Source organism: Micromonospora radicis (assembly GCF_003583405.1).
In the GTDB taxonomy this organism is placed as follows: Bacteria; Actinomycetota; Actinomycetes; order Mycobacteriales; family Micromonosporaceae; genus Micromonospora; species Micromonospora radicis.
The window spans coordinates 26,836-48,998 of record NZ_QXEC01000034.1; the positions used below are offsets into that span (position 1 = coordinate 26,836).

The following is a 22,163-nucleotide window of genomic DNA, read 5'->3' on the forward strand; positions in this document are numbered from 1 at the left end:
CGCCTCCTGGGCAGAGGTGGGTCGTCGCCTGGACCGAACGAAACAGAGCGTCCACCAGCAGTACCAGGCGCGCGTCTGGGCACCGGAGACCCGACGGCTACTCCTGTCCGACCTGGCGTTCGCGCGGGGCAGGTCGCCTTACCTCGCGGCGACGACACATCGCGCCCAGAGGGTTGACGTCGGCCCACTGCGCCTGCGTCAGCAGCCCCCCACGCACCAGCCGGTGTCGGTGTTCGAGATGTAGCGAGGTCTCCGGCATCTGGTTGGGATCTGCAGGCCGAGCCGCCGGGCGGGGCCACGGTCGAGCCGACCGATCACGCGCTCGGCCGGTCGCGGGGTGGGCTGACCACGAGGCTGCACCTGGCCTGCGCGCAGGGGCAGAAGTCGTTGTCGATCGTGTTGACCGTAGGGCGGCGTGGGGACAGTCCGCAGTTCGTCAAGGCGTACACGTCCCGGGCCATCCGTCGCTACCTGCGCCGACGCGGAATCGCCGTGGCCATCCCGTCGAAGGCCGATCAGGACGCCAACCGGCGTGGACGAGGCGCGAAGGGCGGCCGGCCACCCGCCGTCGACCCCGAGCGGTACAAGCAGCGTCATGCGAAGCCACCGTGCGCGTCGCCGCGATCCGCGAGTGGCGGTGACCGACTTCGACACAGGCTTAAACCGACGACACAGGCTCTAACCGACGACGCAGGCTCTAACCGACGACACAGGCTCTAACCGACGACGCCGGCTCAAGCCGACGACGCAGTGGCTGGCGCCGACTCGCCCCGATCCGGCCGCCCCCGGCCCGGAGACAGATCTGCGGGTAGGCGTGATTTCACCCTGAAATTTTTATTTCACCATGAAATCAGCGCTCTGCAGGTAACCCTCTCTCGGGCTGCCAGCCACGGCGCCACCGCCGATCATCCGCCGCCGTCTAGCGATCACCGACCCGCCGACACGCACCCGACTTCGAGACACGCGGGCATCCGTCAGGAATCAAGAAGTGCCGGTCTCACGGCACGGCTAGCGTCGGAGGCGCCGACCACGAGCAGGAAGTGACAGCGATGAGCGCCAACACCAGCAGGAAGAACACCGACGGCTTCTCGGCCGAGGAGCGTGCCGCCATCAAGCAGCGTGCCGCGGAGCTGAGGGAGGAGGCGAACCGTGGCGGTCGCGGCAAGAAGGCAGCCGCCGAGGAACTCGACGTGCTGTCGAAGATCGCGGAGATGGAGGCGGCGGACCGCGCGGTGGCCGAACGCATCCACGCGATCGTGACCACCAACGCTCCGGAGTTGTCGCCGAAGCTGTGGTACGGGCAGCCAGCCTACGCCCGGAAGGGAAAGGTCGTGTGCTTCTTCCGTAGCGGGCAGGTCGACAAGGAGCGGTACTCGACCTTCGGTTTCACCACGGACGCCAACCTCGACGACGACAGCGGCCTGTGGCCCACGTCCTACGCCGTGACGGCGCTGAGCGCCGAAGCCGAGAAGGCGCTCACGGCCCTCGTCAAGAAGGCCGTGAGCTGACGCCACGTCCCCTACCCGGTCCTCACCCGCACGAGCCCGGCGAGTGTCGCGGGAGACGTTCCTGGCCCGTTTCTTCGAGCGGCGGCTTGCCGCACCGGCGGCTCAGGTGGCGAGCAGGTCGTCGATCCGGTTGATCGCCGAGGTCGCGCCCTCCACGACGCCCATGTCCAGTACCTTCTGCAGTGCCTCGGCGGATTCGTACCTGCCGAGGTAGACCGCCCGGGTGCCGCCGTCGTGTTCGGTGAAGGTGTAGACGTTGTGCGAGGCCGGCGTACTTCTCGCCCTCGGGGCTGGTCATGTAGTAGGTCACCCGGCCGCCGGGAGTGAGGTCGTGGTCGACGAAGGTCGCCGGGTACGTCGGTGGTCCCCACACCGTCGGTCACGGGCACGGGCCAGTCCTCCTGGTCGGGATCGGGTGTGTTCTGGTCGGGATCGGAGGCGAGGAGCAGGTCGATGCGGGCGACGCGGCCGCGCCAGACCTGTTCGAGTTCGCCGAGCATGGCGGCCACCGACCGCACCGCCGCGACGTAAACGTCTCCGGCCGTCCGCGAGTCGGGGCGGTGCCCGGGCCGGTACGGCGGCGACGGGGGAGACCGATGGGCGCCGGGCGCGACGGCCGAACCGGCCGAGCCGCCGTACCCGCCGGTGGCCCTGTCCCGAGGGCGGGGCCACCGGCCGGTACGGTCAGGCCGGGTGGTGGTGACCGAACTGCATGCGGGCCAGCAGCACCAGCATGACCACGGCCCCGCCGAGCAGCGCGAGCCAGGACCAGACCCAGCCGACGGTGAAGCTGAGCACCGCGAAGGCCGCGATCGCGACCAACCAGATCGTGGCCGTGTAGAGCCCGAACCGGGCGGCGGTGGCCGGGTCCCGCGTGAAGCGGTCGGCGCCGTCACGGTGGTCGGCCATCAGGCGCAGCAGCCACGGCTTGTGCCGGTTGGTCTGGGTGCCGCCGAGGTAGGCGAAGAGCGCCACCGCCGTGACCACCGCGAGCGCCCCGCCGACCAGCCACGGCAGGTCTTCGTTGGTGCGGTACGACCAGCCGGCGCCGAGACCGGCCAACACGAGGGCAACGGCGGCACCATAGGCGCCGGCCCGCGCCGCCGGCATCGGGTAGTTGGTCGAGGTTTCCTGGCGCAGCGCGTCGGCGGTGCCCGCGCCCGCCGCGATGGCGACGGCCGCGACGGCGACCAGCGACCAACCCGGCGGTACGGCGGTGCCGGCCACGGCGAGCGCCAGGAGCACGAGACCGGTCACCCCGAGCGCGGCGGACAGTACCGTGCGGACCAGGTAGCCGGGAGTGGGTCGTACCCGGTGACGTTCCCATTCGGCGTGGGTCGACGGGGTGCCGGCTGCCGGGGCGGTGTCCAGCAGGGGGCGCAGGTCGCCGAGTTCGGTCATGGCCTGCCGGGCGGCGACGGCGGGGGAGTGGCCGGCGTCGAGCAGCTCACCGACCCGGGCGACCAGGTTGGCGCGGATCTCCTCCTTGAGGTCCTGCCGTTCGGGGCACATCTCGACGCCGGCGAACGCCTCGTCGAGCAGGCGGTGGACGTCCAGTGCGGTGGGTGTGACGGTCATGGCTGCCCTCCAGCGGACAGGTCGGGTCGGCCGGCACGGTCGGCCAGGTCGAGCAGGGTGTCGATGAGGTCGCGGGTCACGGTCCAGGCGGCCACGTTGCGCTGGTAGACGGCGTGGCCGGCGTCGGTGATGCGGTAGTACTTGCGGCGGCCACCCTGGGTCTCGTCACCCCAGTACGACTCGATCAGCCCGTCCCGGACGAGCCGGCGGTAGCTGGCGTAGAGGGTGGCTTCCTTGATCTCGTGGCGGCCGCCGGTGCCGTCCCGGATCCACTTGAAGATCTCGAAGCCGTAGCTGTCGGTACGGCGCAGGATGCCCAGCACGATCGTGTCGGTGTGGCCGCGCAGCAGATCGGCGGCGAGCACGTCATCGTCGGACAGGACCAACTTATCAACCACAACGAGTACTGTATCAGATAGGGTACCCGTCTCGTCCACCGCCACGCAGGGCAGCAGCGGCACGGCGGTCTCGTTGGGCTGGATCCGTTCCTCGGTCGTCATCGTGATGGCCCCGGTTCCGGTCGACGTGACGCACCAGTGTGGCCCGTCCACCTCGTAGTACCGGGGCTGCCCGGGACGCGGCGGGCGTCGGGGAGCTGATCTGCGCTCAGGCCGGGTGCGGGAACCTGGCGTTACGCGTCGCCCAGTCCAGCGCGTGGTCGGCGACCTCTTCCCATCCGGGCCCGCCGCAGGTCCAGTGGTCCCGGCCGGCGAACTCGTGGTACTCGGTGATCGCCGGGGAGCGGCCGTACTGCTTGGCGTTGGACCGGTTCACCGCGGGCGGCATGAGGTGGTCCTCGGTGCCGGCGATGAACAGCAGCGGCGCCCGGTCGGCCTGGTAGTCGACCCAGGTGTCCTGGTGCCCGGGCTTGAAGTTGGCGATCAGGCCGTACTCGAAGACCCAGTAGCCGGGGGCGGGGATGTGGTACCGGTCCCAGACCGCCCGCGACTGGGCCTCGGTCAGCGTGTTGGTGAAGGCGTAGTGGAACTCCTCGGGGGTGAAGCCGACGGCCCGGTGCCGGTTCGCGGGATTCTTCAGCGCGGGAAACAGGGACTTGACCTGTGTGGCGGGGGTGGCCCGGACGCCCTCGGTGGGTGCCGAGTCGATCGCGACGCCCGCGCAGCCCACGCCTCGGGCGAGCAGGAGTTGGGTGAGGGTGCCGCCGAATGAGTGGCCGATGATGATCGGTGGGTTGGGCAGCCGCCGGACGACGTCGGTGAGGTGGTCGAGGGTCTCGGCGACGGTGAGGTTCGCGATCACGTCCGGGTTCTCCCGCAGCGCCTCGACCTCGATCTCGAAGCCGGGATAGGCGGGGGTCAGCACGGTCAGCCCGCGTTCCTGGTAGTACGGGATCCAGTGTTCCCAGCTGCGTGGGGTCATCCAGAGGCCGTGGACCAGGACGACGGTGTCGGGGCCGGTGGTGTGGGTCATGGCGGGTCGGCTCCTGTGTCTCGCCCGGTGCCCGTCCCGGGTGCGGATGTTCGGGTGTCGGTCGCGCCCACTCAGCATCGCGCCGGCCGGTCGGCCGGCGCGGCGTTTCGGTGGATCCCGGCTGGTCGACGGGTCGAGCGGCAACGTTCACAACCGGAGCCGCGCGGACTGGCGGATCTCGATGCCTTGACAGCCGGACGTTGGGCGTCAACACTGCGACACAAGCCCGAAACAATGATCGTCACCGATCATTCGTGGATGGTTGTTAGCGCTCACATGAGCGCCGTCACCGTGCCGTCACCGCATCGCCGCCACACCGCCACCACCTACCGTCCGCCTCGCCGGCAAGGAGTCGAAGATGTCCAGAGTTCTGGCCAGGATGAGCGCCGTGCTCGCCGCCCTCTTCCTGTTGTTGCTGCCCGCGGCGCAGGCACCCCGCGCCGAGGCCGCCGCGCTCGACCCGTTCACCGGATACCTGATGGCGCACTTCACCGGGGAGTCCGCCAACGGGGAGCAGATCTACCTCGCCCACAGCCGCGACGGGCTGACCTGGCGCGACCTGAACAACGGCGCACCCGTCCTGCTCTCCACCCTCGGCACCCGCGGCGTGCGCGACCCGGCCCTGGTCCGCTCGCCCGCCGGCGACCGGTACTGGATCGTCGCCACCGACCTGCGCATCGCCAGCGGCACCTCGTGGAGCGACGCGCTGAACCGGGGCAGCACCTCACTTGTCGTCTGGGAGTCCCGCGACCTGGTGAACTGGTCCGCCCCCTGGATGATCAACGTGGCGGGTGCGATCCCCGGCGCCGGCAACGCCTGGGCGCCGGAGGCCATCTACAACCAGGCCACCGGCGACTACGTTCTCTACTGGGCGACGAACTCCCCGCGCAACGGCGTCACCAAGAACCGAATCTGGTACGTCCGCACCGCCGACTTCCGTACCTTCACCGCCCCGCAGCTCTACATCGAACGGCCTGGCGGCCAGGGCATCATCGACACCCAGATCATCGAGGTGCCGAACAGCGTCGGCGGCTACCGCTACTACCGGGCGTCCGCCGACGGACACATCCCGATCGAGGCCAGCAACTCGATCCTGGGCACCTGGACCAGCCTCGGCAACCTGGCACACCTGGGCATCTCCAACGGCACCGGCGGCGGCAACATCGTCGAAGGTCCGATGTGGATGCAGTTCAACGACCGCGACGAATGGGCGTTGTACCTCGACCAGTTCGCCACCAACCGCGGCTACCTGCCGGTCACCTCGACGAACCTGGGCAGCGTCAACAACTTCCGGATCCGGTCCGACTACAACATGGGCGCCAGCCGCAAGCGGCACGGCTCGATCCTGAACCTGACCGCCGCCGAGGAGAGCCGGGTGCTGGCCCGCTGGCCGAGCACCACCACGGTCAACCGGATCCAGGCGTACACCCACCAGGACCGGTACGTGCGGCACGCCAACTACGACGTACGCATAGACCCGAACGTCAGCCCCGCCCAGGACGCACAGTTCCGGGTGGTGCCCGGCCTGGCCAACAACTCCGGGTACGTGTCGTTCGAGTCGGTCAACTACCCCGGCTACTACCTGCGCCACTACGGCTTCGACTTCGTGCTGGCCGCCAACGACGGCAGTTCCATCTTCGCCGCCGACGCCACCTTCCGTCAGGTCGCCGGCCTGGGCAACAGCGCCTGGCAGTCGTTCCAGTCGTTCAACTACCCCGACCGCCACATTCGCCATTACGACTACCAACTCCGCCTGGACCAGATCACCGACGCCCAGTCCCGCAACGACGCCACCTTCCGCCTGACCTCGTAGCCCACTTGTCCCCGTAATGGAGCGGGGCGCGCCGAGACGGATCGATGAGCAGACCCGCGACTGAACCCTGGGGTTGACGTTGGTCGGGATCTGCGACACAGCGGGACCGGTGCCGGATGATCGGCACCGGCACCCGTGGCTGGTGCGCCCGGGGACGGCGTGCCCGGGACGATCGCCTTCAGGACACTGATTTCACAGTGAAATAAAAGTTTCGCTATGAAATCACGCCTACCCACGGATCTTCCGCCGGCCCGACGATCCGTAGGCAGTCAATGCCTGGCCCTTCCGCGCGTGACCCGGCCAATGAGCGCGTTTCGTCGTGGGTTTGGCTGGTCGGGCCGTGATGTAGGGCGAGGATGGCCTTGACGATCATGGTGGCGCGTCGTGGGCGGCAGCGGAGTTTGGTCAGGATCTTCCAGCCCTTGAGGGTGGCCACGGCGCGTTCGCCGGCGGCGCTTGAAGGGCGGGCGGGGGATGCCGCGGGTGCAGGAGCGCTTCGGCCCCAACCGGCCGGAATCCGGCCGCGTGGAAGGCGCGCACACTGCGCGCGTTGCCGGCGGCCTGCTGGGACCAGACCGGCTGCCCGTCGGGCACCAGGTGCCGGGCGGCCGTGGCGAGCGCCCGACCCAGTCCCCGGTGGCGAAGCGCCTCGTCCACCTCGATCGCCGTCTCCCACCGGCCCGCCACCCCCCGACCCAGGATGAGCAGTCCACCCTCGGCGGCCCAGACCCGCACGTCGTCGCGGCGACTACGTGCCCTGACCTCGCGGGGATGGTCGGCGGCGGTGAGTTCACGCAGTCGCAGCGGAGGCGGACCCGTCAGCGGGTCGGCGACGGTCAGCAGGTCGATGGTGTCGGTGGTCCGGCCGGTACGGTCCAGCAGCGCCGCCAGGAAGCGCGGATTCAGCGTGGCGGCCAGAGCGTCGCAGTCGAGAGCCGCCAGCACGCCCCGGACCCACCGGGGATCCTCGTCGACGAAGACCACCGAGTGCGCGGTGAAGGCGATCACTCCGGCGTCGCGGTGGCTCGGCTGTGGCAGCACGGTCACCCCGCCGTCCGGCGGCGGGAACCGTCCACCGGCCACCGCCGTCAGGATGTCGCCCAGCGTACGAGCAACCTCCGGCGGAGTACGGTCGTCAACGCGGGGCATAGTCCTCCGTAGCGTGCACCACCAGCCGGAAACCCATCGGCATCCGTTGGTGGCGCGGCAGGCCGAGCACGGTGTAGTCGACGTGTGGCCGCCGGCACCGTCATGACAGCGCACGCTACAACCCCCGCGCCCGTGGCGCTGCCCGCGCCGCTCACGGACTGTCCGGCCGTCGGCCCAGAGCAGCCGGCCCTAGGCGGCGAGCAGCCGCTCGATCCGCTCGAACTCGGCGGCCATCTCGGGCTTGGCCAGAAAGTCGTCGAGATCGGCCGAGACCTGGAAGTCGACCTGCTCGACGGAGCGCAGCGCCAACTCGTAGAGTTCCTCGCGCCGGCCCGTTTCCAGGTACGTCGTCCAGTGTTCCAGCGCGGAGAGCGCGATCAGCAGCTCGGGATCCATGTCGCCGTCGCTGACGACACCATCGTCGACGCGGGTCAGTTGCGCCCGCAACTCGGACGCACTGGCGGTCAGGACGTTCTCCCGGGCGATCGTGAACGCCGCCACCGCATCATCGTCCAGCTCGTCCTCGACACGGACGTCGTCCAGCTGTTCGCTGGCGACCAGCCGGTTGACCGTCTCGGCACCGAAGGCGCGGAGCCGGTCGTCGTCGGCGTCGGCGACCAGTTGACGGATGGCGGCTTCGAGTTCTCGGTATCGCACCGCGGCAGTCTACGTACCGGCCACCACCTGGATCCCGTCGCCGTCGGCGCGGCTGACTCCGGTAGGACCGGCCTGGTTGGCCACAACCGGCCGGCAGGCTCGTACCATTGCGCAGAGACCGGGACCGCGCGGCGGGGAGGGACCCATGGGTAAAGGGATCTACGTGCAGGAACTGCCGGGAATCGGCAAACGGTACGACGTCGATCTGGGCAGCAACACCCAGCGGATCTCCATCGTGGTACGCCGTGACGGTGCCCGCGACCTCTACGTCTTCGCCGCCGGGGCGGACGACCCGGTGGCGGTGATCGAGATGTCGGAGGAGCAGGCCCGCAAGGTGGGCGCGCTGCTGGCCGGCACGTACTTCTCCGAGTAGCCCCGGCCGCCTCCCGTCGTTCCCTCTCCAGCCCACTCCAGGAGTCCCCACCGTGCACGCTGACCTCGTGGGCTTCGGCGCCCTCGTGTTGATCGCGGGGTTGCTGGCCCGCTTCGGTCGCCGGATCAACCTGCCCACCGTGCCGTTCTTCATGCTGGCCGGCATCATGCTCGGGCCCGGTACGCCCGGTCCGGTGCTGGTCGCCCACCCCGAGGACCTGAGCCTGCTCGCCTCGCTCGGCCTGGTGCTGCTGCTGTTCCACCTGGGCGTCGAGTTCCCGGTGGAGCAGGTGCTGGGCAGCGGTAAACGGCTGTTCGTCGCGGCGGGGGCGTACATCGCCCTCAACGTCGGCGCGGGTCTGCTCTTCGGGTACGCGCTGGGCTGGGGCGGCTACGAGGCGTTCGTGGTGGCCGGCGCGCTCGGCATCTCCTCGTCGGCCATCGTCACCAAGCTGCTCATCGAGCTACGCCGGCTGGCCAACGCGGAGACCCCGGTCATCCTCGGCATCATCGTGATCGAGGACCTGTTCCTCGCCCTGTACCTGGCGCTGCTGTCGCCGCTGCTCTCCGGTGCCGGCTCGGCGGGCGAGTTGACCCTGCGCATCGGGCTCAGCTTCGCGTACCTGGTGGTGCTCTTCGCCGTGGCCCGGTTCGGCGCCCGATGGGTCGGCAAGATCATCGACAGTAACGAGGACGAACTGCTGGCCATCCTGATGGTCGGGCTGGTGGTGCTGGTCGCCGGCATCTCGGCCGAGATCGGTGTCTCCGACGCCATCGGCGCGCTGATGATCGGCCTGGTGGTGTCCCGTACCCCGATCCGGGAACGGGTCGAACGCCTGGTCCTGCCGTTGCGCGACGTCTTCGCGGCGGTGTTCTTCGTGGTGTTCGGGCTGAGCATCAACGTCAGCGCGATCGGCTCGGTGGCGCTGCCGGTGCTGCTGGCGGTCCTGCTGACCCTGGCGACCAACGTGCTGGCCGGTCTGATCGCCGGCCGGTTGTTCGGCCTCAACCAGCGCGGCGCGGCCAACGTCGGCCTGACCGTGCTGGGTCGGGGCGAGTTCTCCCTGATCCTGGCCACCCTCGCGCTGGCCGCCGGGCTGGACGCCCGGCTCGGCCCGTTCATCGCCCTGTACGTGCTGGTGCTCGCCGTACTCAGTCCACTGCTGGCGGCGAACTCGCGCTACCTGGCCCGGATCATCCCCGACCGGCTGCTGCACTCCAGTTGGCGGTACGTGCGGGAGGAGACCATCAGCACCGCCTGCACCCACCTGGACCGGATCCAGATCACCGAGTCCGACGCGGAGGCGTGCCCGCAGTGTGTGGAGACCGGCGACGACTGGGTGCAACTGCGGATGTGCCTGACCTGCGGCGCGGTGGGGTGTTGCAGCGACTCGGTCAACAACCACGCCGAGCAGCACTACCGGCAGACCGGGCACCCGCTGATCCGGTCGTTGGAGCCGGGGGAGGACTGGCGCTACTGCTACATCGACGGCGCTCTGGTCCGCGAACCGATGGGCGCCACCCGGGAGTGACCGGGTGGCGGGGAGCCGTCGCGTCGGCTGCTGCGCCTCAGTCGAGGCGGTAGACCAGCGCGCCGGCTATCTCCTCCCGGGTGATGCCGAGGCCGTCCACCGGCCGGCTGGTGATGCCGTCCCACGGCGTACCGGCGAGCCGGTCCGGCAGCACGACCACCGACCGGATGCCGACCTGCCGCAGGTACGCGATGCTGGCCCGATCGGGGAAGGTGGTGCTCGCGGTGCGGATCTGCTGTTGACCGGCCGGCACGAAGGTGACGTAACCGTTGGCGACGCGGGGGAACCCGTCGGTCGACCAGAGCATGACGTGCGCGTCGGAGAAGCTGTCGCTGGGCAGGACCAGCAGCGGGTCGGGCGCCGACCGGAGCGCTGCCGGGGCGGTCGGCACGGTGGGGTGCGGGGTGCGGTTGACACCCTCGACCAGGACCAGCAGCAACGGCACCACGAGCAGGATCCGCCCCGCCAGTCGTGGCCACCTGAGGGTGGGAAGCTGCCGTCCGAACTCCGTGATCGCGCCCGCCGCCAGCACGGCGAGCAGCAGACTCGTCCACACCATGAGCCGCCCCGGGGTGCGTAGCGCGTCCCAGCCGGGAAGCAGCCGCGACAGCGTCAGGTACCCCGGATCGCCCTGGCCGACGAGGTTGGTGCCCAGCCCGAGCGCACCGCTGACCAGTACCCCGAGCCCGAGCAGTACGCGGTGCCGGACCCGGAACACCGAGTAGCTCAGCCCGGCCACCGCCAACATGATCAACGTGACGCCGGGCAGCAGGGTCATCTCCGGCGGCCAGGACAGCTGGGCGCGGGCGGCGGCGAAGTGTTCACCCCAGAGCCACGAGTCCGCGGGCGCGACGAGGTATCCCCGCAGGGGTGGTGAGAACATCTCCGTCCAGGCCAGGTCCCGGCTCGCCTCCGGATTCAGCTCGACCACCCGCAGGTAGGTGGTGCCCAGCCAGACGCACACCGCAGCGAAGGCGGCGCCGCCCACCAGGTTGGCCAGCACCACCCGGCGGCCCAGCACCCATCGGCCGGTCCGCCACCGGGCCCACCCGACCGCGGCGAGGACCACCAGCCCGGTTCCGGCCAGGAAGTACACCAGCGGCAGGCCGATCGCGAGGCCGAGGCACACCTGCCAGGCCGCGACAAGCCAACCGGCCACGACCCATCCGGGTCGGTGCCGCGCCGGTCGGTGGCCGTCCCGCAGGGACCAGCCGTGGCCGCGGGCCAGCATCGCCAGGCACAGGGCGATGCCGCCGATGGAGAGGACGTTCAGGTGCCCGCTGTGGGCGAGCCGCCACGGCGCGAAGGCCCAGGCCACGCCCGCCACGGCCGCCGCCGTCCGGATGCCACCCAGCTGGCGTACCAGCGCGTACGCCCCGACGAAGGCGAGTGCGTGGGCCAGCACGTAGAGCAGGTTGTAGCGGAACAGGGCGGCCTCGACGCCGTGGCCGAACAGGCCGGCCAGCGCGTAGCCGGGCATGCTGTCGGTGTAGGCGAACGTGTACGACGCCGGGAAGAACGTGTTGGAGTGCCAGAGGCTGAGCGGGTCGGTGCTCAGGGCGTGCCCGGCCCAGGCGACCTGCCATGCCTGGAGTGTGGGATCGCCGGCATCGCCCGGAATCGTGGTGAACGGATGCCGCAGGGTCGGCCAGGTGAGCAGGACGGCCAACGCGACGCCAGCGACAGCCGCCAGCGTCCACTCGTGGCGCAGCGAGCGCGACGTCAGTCGGGCGGCGGCGGCGAACCGGCCCTGCCGGTGCTGGGGCGGCTTCGGTTCTGCCTGCTCCTGGTCGTCCGGCTCTTGGTCGTCCTGCCGGCGGTCGACGGACGAGGTTCCGGCAAGCTTTCGACGAATCGCCTGCACGTATCCTCCCGTCGATGTCCGGCGCCGAGCCCATAGCGTCGCATCGATCGGATGATAATAGCCATGGCCAATGGCCACCGATACTTTCGAAAGGGCCTACCGGCCCTCGATCCCATCGTTCGGGAAGCGGGAGAAACGGTGAGAGTGGTCCCGCTCAACGTCCGGCTGGCCGGGGCGTACCCATCCGGCTCAGGCCGGAGCCGTGCTCGACCAGGGGCGCGACGAGCGCGGCCAGCACTCCGCCGAGCAGCGGGAAGACGATGAACACCCAGAGCTGTCGCAGCGCGTCCCCGCCTTCGAAGATCGCCGGGCCGAAGGCCCGCGCGGGGTTCACCGCCGCGCCGGTCAGGGCGACCCCGGCCAGGTTCGCCACGCCCAGCGCCAGGCCGATCGCCAGGCCGGCGAAGCCCGACAGGTCCGTGCTGCGCTTGCCCACCACCAGCACCACCAGGACGAACAGGAAGGTCAGCACGGTTTCCAGCAGCATCGCCCCGCCGGCGTTGATGTGCGTGCCGTACGCGTTGGCGCCCAGCATCCCGGTCTGGTCGGTCACCCCACCCCAGCGCACCAGCACCCAGAGCAGGAAGGCCGCCACCGCGGCACCGGCGAACTGGGCGATCCAGTAGGCCACCGCGCCGAGCGGTGAGATCTTGCCGGAGAGCAGCACGCCGAGGGTGACCGCCGGGTTCACGTGGCTACCGGAGAGTTGACCGATCGTGTAGACCAGCGCGAGCATCACGAACCCGAACGCCAGCGAGACCACCACGACGCCGCCCTCGACGCGGGCGGCGACCGCGCTGCCCACGCCGAGGAAGACCAGCAGGAAGGTGCCGATGAACTCGGCCACGTAGCGCCTGACGTCGACCATGCCGCCAGTCTTGCCCACTCCGCTCGCCGGGGTGGACGTTTCCGCTGTTCATGGGTGCTGCGGGCGGGTATCGAGCGTAGGCCGTCAGCGGTCAGTGCAACGTCGGCGGCCGAGTCCGGGGGCGAACCGGCCGACCCGGGCGGCGTACGCGGCGTAGCTCGGGCCGTGCACCCGGCGCAGGTACGGCTCCTCGACGGCACGCACCTGTGCCTGCACCGATCCGATCAGCACGACCATGGCGGCCAGCGCGACCGGGTTCGCCACCATGAGCGCCAGTCCGGCGCTGGTCACCATCATGGCGGCGAAGATCGGGTTGCGGGTCAGCGCGAACGCGCCGGTGGTGACCAGCGTGGTGCGTTCGGTCGGGTCGACACCGACGCGCCACGCGGTACCCATCTGGAGTTGTGCGCCGAGGGTGCCGGTGAGCCCGGCCACCGCCAGCGTCAGCCCGGCGGCCTGGATCCCGCCGTGGTCCAGCGCGTCGACCCGGGGTAGCCCGCCGAGACCGGCGATCGGTCCGGCCAGGCCGAGCAGCAGGGCGAGCAGGAACGCCGTCTTGGCCCACCAGGCCGTCGAACCGACCGGGCCGGCGTGCAGGCGCAGCCCGCTGTCGCCGGTGGCCCGCCACTGGGCCACGCTGCGCCAGCCGAACGCCAGGGCGAGGCCGACCACGTACAGCCCCAGTGCGAGTCCGGTCATCAGGCGCCGCCCGCCTGTGCCTGCGGCCTCGGTGCCGGACCGTGCGGTGACCGGAGGTGGCCGAAGGCAACTATGTGGTCACATGGCAATGTATGCATGAGTCAACCGTACAGCAATCGATGTATTCATTGGAAGCTGTACCGCTGGGGGGTGTCAGGGCCGATGCAGCCGGCGGTACACCGGTGCCAGCCGCTTGTGCAGCTCCCGGTAGACGGCGAAGACCTCGTCGTAGGTGGCCCGGTGCGCCGGTGTGGGGCGGAAGACCCGATCGGTACGCATCAGGCCGGGGACGTCGGCGAAGTCGAGCAGCCCGGTGCCGACCGCGCCGATCCAGCCGGCGCCCCTGACATTGACCGCGAGCGGCTGGGCGTCGCGGCGGATCTCGACGTCGAGCACGTCGGCGAAGATCTGGCACCAGGAGTCCGACAAGGCGCCGCCGCCGGTGATCGCCAGCGAGCGCACCGGCGAGCCGAGGAACCGGTCCACCGCCCCGGCGAGCCAGCGGGTGTTGAGGGCGACCCCCTCGAAGACCGCCCGCAGCAGGTCGGACCGGTTGGTGTCGAGGGAGATGTTGAGGAACGCGGCCCGCAGGTGCGGATCGTCCACCGGCGCCCGCTCGGCGTACAACCAGGGGGTGTAGAGCACGCCGTTGGCGCCCGCCGGCACGGTCGGGATGATCCGGTCGAACGCGTCGAAGATGGTGCCCTCGTCCCGGCTGACGTGGCCGGCACCGAGCAGCGGATCGTCGTACTCGACGACCTTGTCACGCAGCCAGGTCAGGTTGGCCCCGGCGGTGGCCTGTAGGGCGGTCATCAGGTAGCGGTCGCCGATCGCACAGGGCACCGAGGCGATGCCGGCGGCGATGTCGGTCTTCTTGCCGGGCACGTGCGCGGCGATCCACGACGAGGTGCCGAGGTACAGGTGCGGCTGGTTGTCGCCGGTGGTGCCGGCGCCGATCGCCGCCGCGGTGGTGTCGATCGCCCCGGCCACCACCCGTACCGACGCCGGCAACCCCAGGTGCGTGGCGGCGGCCGGGCTCAGCGTGCCGATCACCTCGGTGCAGGCCACGATCGGCGGCAGCTTGTCGGCGTCGATGCCGCAGTCGGCGACCAGGGCGGGGGAGTAGCGGATCTTGCCGGGCCGGCGGTTGTCGGTCACCCACGAGGTGAGGACCGAGTCGACGGTGGCCACCGTCCGGCCGGTGAGCTTCAGGTTCATCCAGTCCAGGACGTTGAGGAACGACGCGGTACGCGCGTACACCTGCGGTAGCTCGTCGCGGACGAAGAGCATGTGCGCGGCCGGATCCTTGCCGGTCGGCGAGGGCATGCCGCCGGTGAGCCGCAGCCAGCGGGCGATCCGGCGGACCGACATCCCCTGGTACGCGGGAAAGCCGCCGAACTGTCGACGCAGGTGCGGTGCGCCGCGCATGTCCAGCCAGGAGATGCACGCGGTCAGCGGCTCCCCGGCCGCGTCCACCGCGATGGTCCCCTCGCCCTGGGTGGAGGCGCAGACCGTGCCGACGGCCCGCAACTGCTCCGGGTGGGCGCGACCCAACTCGGCCGTCACCTCCCCGAGCGCCGCCCACCACGCCAGGGGATCCTGTTCGGCACCGCCGCCGGGCAGCACCCGCAGCGGCACGGCGCGCTCCGCCCAGCCGGTCACCGTGCCGTCGGCGGCGACCAGGGCCGCCTTGAGCCCCGAGGTGCCCAGGTCGATCGCGAGGATCTGCGGCGGGGTGGCAGCCACCGGTTCAGACCCCTTCGACCAGCGCGAAGACCTGGTCGAACCGGGCGAGGGCGTCGTCGACGACGGCGTCGGTGTCGGCCATCGAGGTGTACATCCGGGAACCGGCCAGGGTGACGATGCCGTGCGCGGTGTACGCCGCACCCATCTGCTCCATCAGCCGCTTGCGGGCCTTGTTCTCCTTGAGCAGCTTCACCGGGTTGCGCATGTCCAGCAACATCACGCCGCTGCACTCCAGGTGCACGATCGACCCCTGGTTGTACGCGACGTACGGCAACCCGTAGGAGTCGATCAGCCGTTGCAGTCCGCGGGTCAGCCGGTCGCCGGCCCGGCCGGCGATCACCGGCGCGTTGGTGCGGGCCATCTCCTCGATCGCGAAGTAGCCCGCCGCGCAGGACAGCGGGTTGGCCGACAGCGTCCCACCGACCTGGATGTGCGCCCCGCTCTTGCCGTCCAGGCCGGAACCGAAGACCGCCATCACGTCGGCCCGCCCGCCGACCCCACCGGCCATCGGGTAGCCGCCGGAGACCGCCTTGCCGAACACGGTCAGGTCCGGGGTGACCCCGAAGTAGCCGGCCGCGCCGCCCAGTCCGAGCCGGAACCCGGTGACCACCTCGTCGAAGATCAGCAGCGCCCCGAACTCGTCGCAGAGCGCCCGGACCTTCGCGTTGAAGTCCCGCGGCGCGGGCCGGGTGCCGGACTCCGGACCCACCGGTTCGACCACCACCGCCGCCGTGCCACCGCGCAGCCGGTTCTCGATCAGCTTGCGCTTGAGCTGCCCGAGGTCGTGCGGGAACGCCTCGCGGGTACGGGCGGTGGCACCGAACGGGATGCCCTTGGCGTTCATCCGGTACGTGCCGGGCACCCGCAGGCCGTAGACCATGGTGTCCGACCAGCCGTGGTACGCGCCCCCGACCTTGATCACCATCTTCTTGCCGGTGAAGGCGCGGGCACCGCGTACCGCCGCCATCACCGCCTCGGTGCCGGAACCGAGCGACCGGTACATCTGCACGTGCGGCATGAACCGGTGGATGATCTCGGCGAGCTTCAGTTCGTACTCGTGGAACAGGCCGGTCACCGGACCGGAGGCGCGGACCACCTCGGCGACCCGCTCGTTGACCGGGCCGTAGTTGCTGCCCAGGATCGTCGGCCCGCCGGCCTGGAGGAAGTCGATGTAGGTGTTGCCGTCCCGGTCGACCAGGTAGGCACCCTCCGCCTTGTCGACGGCGAGTGGGAACGGGTAGTTGAAGGCCAGGTTGTGCTGCACCCCGCCCGGGATGCGCTGCTTGGCCCGGTCGGTGATCTCCTTGCTGGCCCGGCACTTGGTGTCGAAGTAGTTCAACACGTCGAGCAGCGCGTCGTGGCGCAGCCCGCGCAACGGCTGGGCGGTCAGCGCCTTGAGCCGCCGCATCACGTCGTTGACGTCGGGGTACTCGCTGATCGCGTACCCGAGCCGCGCGGACTCGGCCCCCGGCGCCTCGGCCGACCCGGCGGTGACCCCGACGGCGGTTTCGCCGGCAGCGGTTTCCCCGGCGGCGACCTCCGGGGCGGTTTCCCCGGCGGCGACCGCGTCCGCGCTGGGCAGAACCTCGTCGGCCGGCACCCGCACCGGCTCCACCGCCTCGGTGATCTGCGCGGCGATCCGCTTCTCGTCGGCGCGCAGCTTGCCGAAGGCGATCTCCCGAATCGCCACCGGAATGGTGTGCACCTTCCCCGCCTCGCTGGTCAGCGCCAGCAGGTACGCGATGGAAACCTTCTCCAACAGCGCCATGTTGAACACCGCCCGGTCCGGGTCGGTGCCCACCGCCACCACACCGTGATTGGCGATGATGAACGCGTTGTCGCCGCTGGCCACCTTCTTCTGCACGTTGCGGGCCAGGAACGAGGTGCCCGACGGGGCGTAGTCGATGATCGCCACCTCCCGCCCCAGGAAACGCACCTGCTCGTCGGTCAGCGCCGGGATGGGCTTGCGCAGGAACGCCAACGCCGAGGCGTACGGCTGGTGGGTGTGCACGATCGCGTTCACATCCGGACGTTCCCGGTAGATGTTGGCGTGCATCCCGCACTCGATCGACGGCTTGAGGTCGACACCGGAGCCGTCCGGCACGTGCTTGCCGTCGAAGTCGACCAGGCAGACGTCCTCGACCCGCATCCGGTCGTAGTCGTAGTTGCTCGGGGTCACCGCGTACAACCGGTGGCCCGGCACCCGCACCGACACGTTGCCCTCGGTGGCCTTCAGGTAGCCGCGGGCCAGCATGGTGCGGCACATGTCAACCACGTGCTGGCGGGACAGGCGATGCTGCACGGCGCTCCTCCGTCGACTCCTCGGGCACGGCGGGGTCCATCCTCGCCCGGCTGACCAGGTCGAAACACCGTCCGGACGGCAGCGAGAATCCGGCCCGGAACTATCCCGCCGTGACAAAATCGACCGGGTGAGCGCGCCCCTGTCCGCCACCCCCTGGCAGCTGCTGCCCGCCGACCTGGCCACCGCCATGCGCCCGCGCCTACCCGCCACGGTGCCCGCCGTGGCGGTCGCGGTCACCGAGGCCACACCCGCCTTCGCCGCCGTCGCCGACGACAAGTTCCGCCGCGACGTGCACACCGCCGTGCAGGTCGCCCTCGACCGCTTCCTCGACCTGGTCGGCACCGACGAACCCGCGCTGCCACCGCGCATCCGGGAGGTCTTCGTCGCCCTCGGTGCCGCCGAGGCCCGCGAGGACCGGGGACCGGAGGCACTGCTGGCCGCGCTGCGGATGGCGGCCCGGCTGCTGCTGCGCACCGCGTCGCAGTCCCTGGCCCAGCTCCGGCCGGTCGACCCCGAGGAACTTGTCGACCTGTCCGACGCGGTCAGCGCGTACGTCGCCGAACTGGCCGCCGCCAGCACCGACGGGTACGCCCTGCAGGTGCGCGAGCAGGCCGGCGAGGTCGACCGCCGCCGCCAACTCGCCGAACTGCTGCTGCGCGGCGACGCCATGCCCCACGCCGTCGAGACCGCCGCCGCCCGCATCGGCTGGCCCGACCTGGACATCGTGACGCCCGTACTCCTGCCCCCGGAACAGGCCCGCGACGCCCGGTTCCGGTTCGGCGCGGACGGCCTGGTCGTCGAACGCGGACGCGACGCGGTGCTGCTGCTGCGCGCCGGCCCCCGGGCGACCCGGGCCGCCCTGACCACCGCCCTGGCCGGCCGGTGGGCGGTGATCGGCTCGGCGACGGACTGGCCGCAGGCCCCCGCGGCGGTGCGCCTCGCCGAACAGGCCGCCGGACTGGTCGGCCCCGACCCCGGGCCGGTCTTCGTCGACGACCACCTCGTGGCGCTGACCCTGCGCGGCGAACCCGGCGCACTGGCCGTACTCACCGCCCGCCGGCTGGCCCCGCTGCGCGACCTGCGCCCGGCGCAGCGAGACAACCTGCTGGTCACCCTGCACGCCTGGCTGCGCCACTGGGGCTCGCGCACCGAGGTCTCCGCCGAACTGTTCGTCCACCCGCAGACCGTCAGCTATCGGCTCAAACGCCTCCGCGACCGGTACGGCACCGACCTCGACGACCCGACCGCCCGCTTCGAACTCCTGGTGGTCCTGGCCAGCCACCTCGGCACACCCCGCCCCTCCGACGCCGGAGCCTGACCGACGGCACCACCCCGACGGCCCCACCAGCGTCCCGACGGTGCCCGTGCGAAGGATGGGTCGCCACCGGCGAATCGACCGGCGTCGTCGTCCGGGTCTGTCGCGGCACCCCGCCGCTCGGTAGGGTCGTCCCGTGGACCTGGACGACACCGCGGCCCGGCTCGGCGTACCCGTCGAGGACGTCGACCGGGTGTACCGACTCGCTGGTGACCTGCCGTCGGCTCCGCTGCCCGCCAGGGCCGACGCCCCGGCGCTGCTCGACCGGCTCGGGGTGCAGCCGGACGACGCCACCGAGATCATGGCCGGCTGGCCCGACACCGAATCCCCACTGTGGACGCCGGAACTGCGGTGGCTGCTCGACCGCTCGATCGCGCTGGTCCGCGCCGACCTCGGCGGCCATGGCTGGTTGTCGCCCGGCCCGGAGCTGCCCCGGGACCGGGGCCCGGCCTGGCGGCATCTCTACGTGTACGCGTACCTCGCCCTGGTCGACGTCGTGCTTGAATACCACCGCGACCACGGCATCGCCGAGAGCGTGTCCTGGGCGACCCTGGCCGACCTCGGCCGCAACCTCGCGGTCGACCGACGGATGAACCGCGAGGGCTGGCCGGTCATGCAGAGCTGGCTGACCCTGCACGCGCGCGGCGGCCTCTACCAGCTCGGCCGACTACAGCACCAGCGCGGCGGCACCGCTCTCGACCTGCACATCCCCGACTCGGGTCCGCTGACCCCCGAGGCGATCGACGCCTCCCTCGACGAGGCCCGCGCCTTCTTTCCACGCCACTTCCCCGACGAGCACTACACCGCCTTCGCCTGCGGCTCCTGGCTGCTCGACCCGCAACTGTCCGAGTACCTGCCGGCAGACTCCAACATCATCCGATTCCAGCGCAGATTCGAACTGGAACCCTACGAGGAACCGGAAGGGTTGGACCCCGACGTCGAGGTACGGCGGTTCGTGTTCCGTACCCTGACCACACCGCTGGACCAACTGCCACGCCGCACCGTGCTGCAGCGCGCGGCCGCCGACCACCTCAAGGCCGGCCGCCACTGGCAGTGGCGCCGCGGCCGCTTCCCGATCTAGGTCGGGGCCACCGCCCCCGGCAGCCGCACGGGCGCTCGACCTCCTCGCCACCCGCGCCGCCGGAAACACCCGCCACCCGCCGACAGTAACCTGTCGAGAAGTGGTGCCGGCCGTTCGTTACCCAGATGACGGACCCGCCATCAGGAGGAGCAAGAATGCAGTACGCAATGCTGATCTTCGGTGACGACCAGGAGTGGGCCGCGCTCTCCCCCGCCGAGGAACAGGAGCTGATGACGCAGATCTACGGCTGGTACGAGCGGTGGCAGCCCACCGGCAAGGTCACCAACGATGGCGCCGAGTTGCAGCCCCGTGAGACGGCGAAGACGGTCCGGGCCGCAGCCGACGGAACGCCGGTCACCACCGACGGGCCGTACCTGGAACTCAAGGAGGTCATCGGCGCCGTGATCATGCTGGAGTGCGACGACGTCGACGAGGCCACGCGGATCGCGGCCAGTTGGCCACTCGGCGCCGGGATGAGCGCAATCGAGGTCCGTCCAGTGATGATCCGCGAATAGCACGCGCCACGCGGGTCGGCGCCCCCACCCCGGGGGTGCCGGCCTCATCCCCGACGCCGCAGCGCACCCACCCGACGCGACATCAGCTCCCGCTCCGCCGGATTCGTCGCCAACTCCAGCGCCCGCTGCGCCGCCACCAGCGCCTCACCGGGACGGTCCGGCGTGGCCGGCAGGTCGGCGTGCGTGGCGTGCCACAGTTGAGCCTGCACCTGGTACGGCCCGGCACGGCCCTGACGCACCGCCGAACGCAACCGCCACACCGCCCGCCCGATCGCCGCCCGATCCCACCGCCGCCGGTCCTGCTGATCGAGCAGCACGATACGACCGCGATCCCGCGCTGGCGACCTCGAGGACGCGTGAAGCCACCAGACCCCAGCCGTGATCCCGAACGACGGTGACGTCCGGAAGCCACCGCCGCAGCAGCGCGCGCTGCCGCGGTGCGAGAGCGTCGAGTGTGGCGGTCATGTCCGGCCGAGGTAGGCCGCGGCCGTACCCGCCTGGCTGCCCGCCGTCAGCGCGAAGGCCAACGGGAGGAACAGATCCCATGGAGCTGGCAGGGGACCGGTGAGCAGGACGCCGGCCACCAGGCACCCGGCCGCGGTGACCGTCAGTGCCACCACCACCCGCAGCCGGTACCCGCGGCGAACCCGGGGCAGCCCGAAGGCACCGAGGGCGGTCACGCCGGCAATGTCGTTGTCCCACCCGAGGGCGACCGCCACCACCATGACCACCAGGCCGCTGAGGGTGCCCACCAGGGACGACACGGCGGCGGCCCGCAACGCGACGGGGAGCGGCAGGTCGGGTACGGACGCCTCGCCGACGAAGAAGAGCCGCCTGGGCCAGCCCGACGTCACGCCCGCGGGTGGCGGATCGGCCTGGCCCGGTCGGTCGGATGACATGTCCCAAGTATCAGACATCGGCCGACGCACAGCCCACTGCCGACCTCGTTCCACCGCATCCGACGGCCGCCGGCGCCGCCGTGCTCGACATCGCCCCTCCCGACCTCCGCGCGCTGACCGGTGTCGGCCATGGCTGGTTGGGTGATGTCGCGTACTGCGATTGTGTATCCGACGAAGGCGGGCAGCGCTGGCGGCAACGGGGTTGGTGGCACCTCGGCTAGTTTGGACGCGGCGATCAGTGTGACTGCGGCGTCATCGAGGTCGAAGGTCCGCGCGTGGCCGTGGGTGTCCGGGGAACGACCGAGGTATGTCTCGTAGCGTCGCTGGATACCGGGCAGGTTGTTGTCGGGTACGCACAGTACGCACTCGACCAGGTCGATGGCGCCGTTGGCATGCTCGGGGTGGGCACCGCCGACACCCCCAACCGCGGCCGCAGCACCTGATGTGCCTCGATGGTTGGGTTCTCGGCGATGCCGACTCTGCCCTCAGACAGCCGGCCGCGCGGCGCATCCGGGTCGTCGCTGTCGATCTCCAGGTAGCGCCCCGGCACCATCCGGGTGCCGTCGGGGGTCTGGATCGGGCGCCGCACGGGCGTGCACGCGCCGTGACCGACGCCGCTCGCGGTCAGCCGGTTGGCGGCGCGGTCGAGGCCGGCTGAGCCGAGGATGAGGATGTGCGCGCCCTCGAACCGGTCGAGGCCGGCGGTGGGGTTTGTGACGGTGCCGCGAACGGCGGCGACGAGTCCGGGCAGTTTGTCGTCGGGAATCACGCCGCCGACGCGGCGCCCCCTTCCGGTCGATCATGAGGTTGGCGGCAGTTTGGAGATCGATATCT

The 22,163-nt window shown here is 70.9% G+C and carries 20 protein-coding genes and 2 pseudogenes; 8 read left to right on the forward strand and 14 right to left on the reverse strand.

Features of this window, described 5'->3' with window-relative positions; translation table 11 throughout:
- Positions 1-270 precede the first annotated feature (270 nt).
- Together D2L64_RS28090 and D2L64_RS24475 are read left to right on the forward strand one after the other, a co-directional pair.
- A pseudogene (locus D2L64_RS28090) lies at positions 271-600 on the forward strand (IS5 family transposase); the annotation flags it as partial.
- Positions 601-1,049: 449 nt separating this feature from the next.
- Positions 1,050-1,508 carry a DUF1801 domain-containing protein gene (locus tag D2L64_RS24475; RefSeq protein ID WP_119579560.1) on the forward strand — a complete coding sequence of 153 codons (459 nt, stop codon included), beginning with the start codon at positions 1,050-1,052 and terminating at the stop codon, positions 1,506-1,508.
- A gap of 684 nt (positions 1,509-2,192) precedes the next feature.
- On the opposite strand, the gene D2L64_RS24485 is transcribed toward D2L64_RS24475, so the two are convergent.
- The 3 genes from D2L64_RS24485 to D2L64_RS24495 all read right to left on the reverse strand — a co-directional run bounded on the left by D2L64_RS24485 (position 2,193) and on the right by D2L64_RS24495 (position 4,517).
- Positions 2,193-3,086, reverse strand: a complete 894-nt coding sequence (locus D2L64_RS24485; protein ID WP_119579561.1) for a permease prefix domain 1-containing protein — start codon at positions 3,084-3,086, stop codon at positions 2,193-2,195.
- Complete coding sequence (locus D2L64_RS24490; RefSeq protein WP_233559130.1) at positions 3,083-3,484, reverse strand: PadR family transcriptional regulator; 402 nt, start codon at positions 3,482-3,484, stop codon at positions 3,083-3,085. The genes D2L64_RS24485 and D2L64_RS24490 overlap by 4 nt, the downstream gene beginning before the upstream one ends.
- 208 nt (positions 3,485-3,692) lie before the next feature.
- Positions 3,693-4,517 (reverse strand): alpha/beta hydrolase, encoded by an 825-nt coding sequence (locus D2L64_RS24495; RefSeq protein ID WP_119579563.1) that lies wholly within the window; start codon positions 4,515-4,517, stop codon positions 3,693-3,695.
- 358 nt (positions 4,518-4,875) lie between these two features.
- On the opposite strand from D2L64_RS24495, the gene D2L64_RS24500 reads away from it, so the two are divergent.
- A complete protein-coding gene (locus D2L64_RS24500) occupies positions 4,876-6,330 on the forward strand; it encodes a glycoside hydrolase family 43 protein (RefSeq protein ID WP_119579564.1) in 1,455 nt (484 codons plus the stop codon).
- A 340-nt stretch (positions 6,331-6,670) separates the two neighbouring features.
- On the opposite strand, the pseudogene D2L64_RS24505 reads toward D2L64_RS24500, so the two are convergent.
- The 3 genes and pseudogenes from D2L64_RS24505 to D2L64_RS24515 all read right to left on the reverse strand — a co-directional run.
- A pseudogene (locus tag D2L64_RS24505) lies at positions 6,671-6,784 on the reverse strand (IS5/IS1182 family transposase); the annotation flags it as partial.
- Positions 6,736-7,479: a GNAT family N-acetyltransferase gene (locus D2L64_RS24510; RefSeq protein ID WP_233559131.1), complete on the reverse strand. Its 744-nt coding sequence runs from the start codon at positions 7,477-7,479 to the stop codon at positions 6,736-6,738. The gene D2L64_RS24510 and the pseudogene D2L64_RS24505, both read right to left, overlap by 49 nt.
- A 189-nt stretch (positions 7,480-7,668) precedes the next feature.
- Positions 7,669-8,136 carry a hypothetical protein gene (locus tag D2L64_RS24515; RefSeq protein ID WP_119579565.1) on the reverse strand — a complete coding sequence of 156 codons (468 nt, stop codon included), beginning with the start codon at positions 8,134-8,136 and terminating at the stop codon, positions 7,669-7,671.
- Positions 8,137-8,281: 145 nt separating this feature from the next.
- On the opposite strand from D2L64_RS24515, the gene D2L64_RS24520 reads away from it, so the two are divergent.
- Both D2L64_RS24520 and D2L64_RS24525 read left to right on the forward strand, forming a co-directional pair.
- On the forward strand, positions 8,282-8,509 hold the full coding sequence (locus D2L64_RS24520; RefSeq protein ID WP_119579566.1) for a potassium transporter TrkA: 228 nt from the start codon (positions 8,282-8,284) through the stop codon (positions 8,507-8,509).
- Positions 8,510-8,561: 52 nt separating this feature from the next.
- Entirely contained in the window at positions 8,562-10,040 is a 1,479-nt protein-coding gene (locus tag D2L64_RS24525) for a cation:proton antiporter domain-containing protein (protein WP_119579567.1), read from the forward strand.
- A 37-nt stretch (positions 10,041-10,077) separates the two neighbouring features.
- Here D2L64_RS24525 and D2L64_RS24530 read toward each other — a convergent pair whose 3' ends face one another.
- From D2L64_RS24530 to D2L64_RS24550, 5 genes are all read right to left on the reverse strand, one after another.
- Positions 10,078-11,904, reverse strand: coding sequence for a hypothetical protein (locus tag D2L64_RS24530; RefSeq protein WP_199714750.1), 1,827 nt, complete (start codon positions 11,902-11,904; stop codon positions 10,078-10,080).
- A 154-nt stretch (positions 11,905-12,058) separates the two neighbouring features.
- On the reverse strand, positions 12,059-12,772 hold the full coding sequence (locus D2L64_RS24535) for an MIP/aquaporin family protein (protein WP_119579575.1): 714 nt from the start codon (positions 12,770-12,772) through the stop codon (positions 12,059-12,061).
- An 84-nt stretch (positions 12,773-12,856) separates the two neighbouring features.
- Entirely contained in the window at positions 12,857-13,471 is a 615-nt protein-coding gene (locus D2L64_RS24540; RefSeq protein WP_119579568.1) for a methyltransferase family protein, read from the reverse strand.
- Positions 13,472-13,624: 153 nt separating this feature from the next.
- Complete coding sequence (locus D2L64_RS24545) at positions 13,625-15,217, reverse strand: xylulokinase (RefSeq protein WP_119579569.1); 1,593 nt, start codon at positions 15,215-15,217, stop codon at positions 13,625-13,627.
- Between the two features lie 4 nt (positions 15,218-15,221).
- Positions 15,222-17,519 (reverse strand): aminotransferase class III-fold pyridoxal phosphate-dependent enzyme, encoded by a 2,298-nt coding sequence (locus D2L64_RS24550; RefSeq protein WP_119579570.1) that lies wholly within the window; start codon positions 17,517-17,519, stop codon positions 15,222-15,224.
- 127 nt (positions 17,520-17,646) lie between these two features.
- Between D2L64_RS24550 and D2L64_RS24555 the strand changes: the two genes are divergently transcribed.
- From D2L64_RS24555 to D2L64_RS24565, 3 genes are all read left to right on the forward strand, one after another.
- Entirely contained in the window at positions 17,647-18,837 is a 1,191-nt protein-coding gene (locus tag D2L64_RS24555) for a PucR family transcriptional regulator (protein ID WP_233559132.1), read from the forward strand.
- A 133-nt stretch (positions 18,838-18,970) separates the two neighbouring features.
- Complete coding sequence (locus D2L64_RS24560; RefSeq protein ID WP_119579571.1) at positions 18,971-19,915, forward strand: acyltransferase domain-containing protein; 945 nt, start codon at positions 18,971-18,973, stop codon at positions 19,913-19,915.
- A gap of 155 nt (positions 19,916-20,070) precedes the next feature.
- Complete coding sequence (locus tag D2L64_RS24565) at positions 20,071-20,430, forward strand: YciI family protein (protein WP_119579572.1); 360 nt, start codon at positions 20,071-20,073, stop codon at positions 20,428-20,430.
- A gap of 44 nt (positions 20,431-20,474) precedes the next feature.
- Here D2L64_RS24565 and D2L64_RS24570 read toward each other — a convergent pair whose 3' ends face one another.
- The 3 genes from D2L64_RS24570 to D2L64_RS24580 form a co-directional block, all read right to left on the reverse strand.
- On the reverse strand, positions 20,475-20,813 hold the full coding sequence (locus D2L64_RS24570; protein ID WP_325049927.1) for a DUF6596 domain-containing protein: 339 nt from the start codon (positions 20,811-20,813) through the stop codon (positions 20,475-20,477).
- Positions 20,814-20,891: 78 nt separating this feature from the next.
- The gene (locus D2L64_RS24575; protein WP_147376302.1) at positions 20,892-21,329 is read right to left on the reverse strand and encodes a hypothetical protein; all 438 of its coding nucleotides are present in this window, start codon (positions 21,327-21,329) and stop codon (positions 20,892-20,894) included.
- 235 nt (positions 21,330-21,564) lie between these two features.
- On the reverse strand, positions 21,565-22,098 hold the full coding sequence (locus tag D2L64_RS24580; RefSeq protein ID WP_119579574.1) for a hypothetical protein: 534 nt from the start codon (positions 22,096-22,098) through the stop codon (positions 21,565-21,567).
- Positions 22,099-22,163 lie beyond the last annotated feature (65 nt).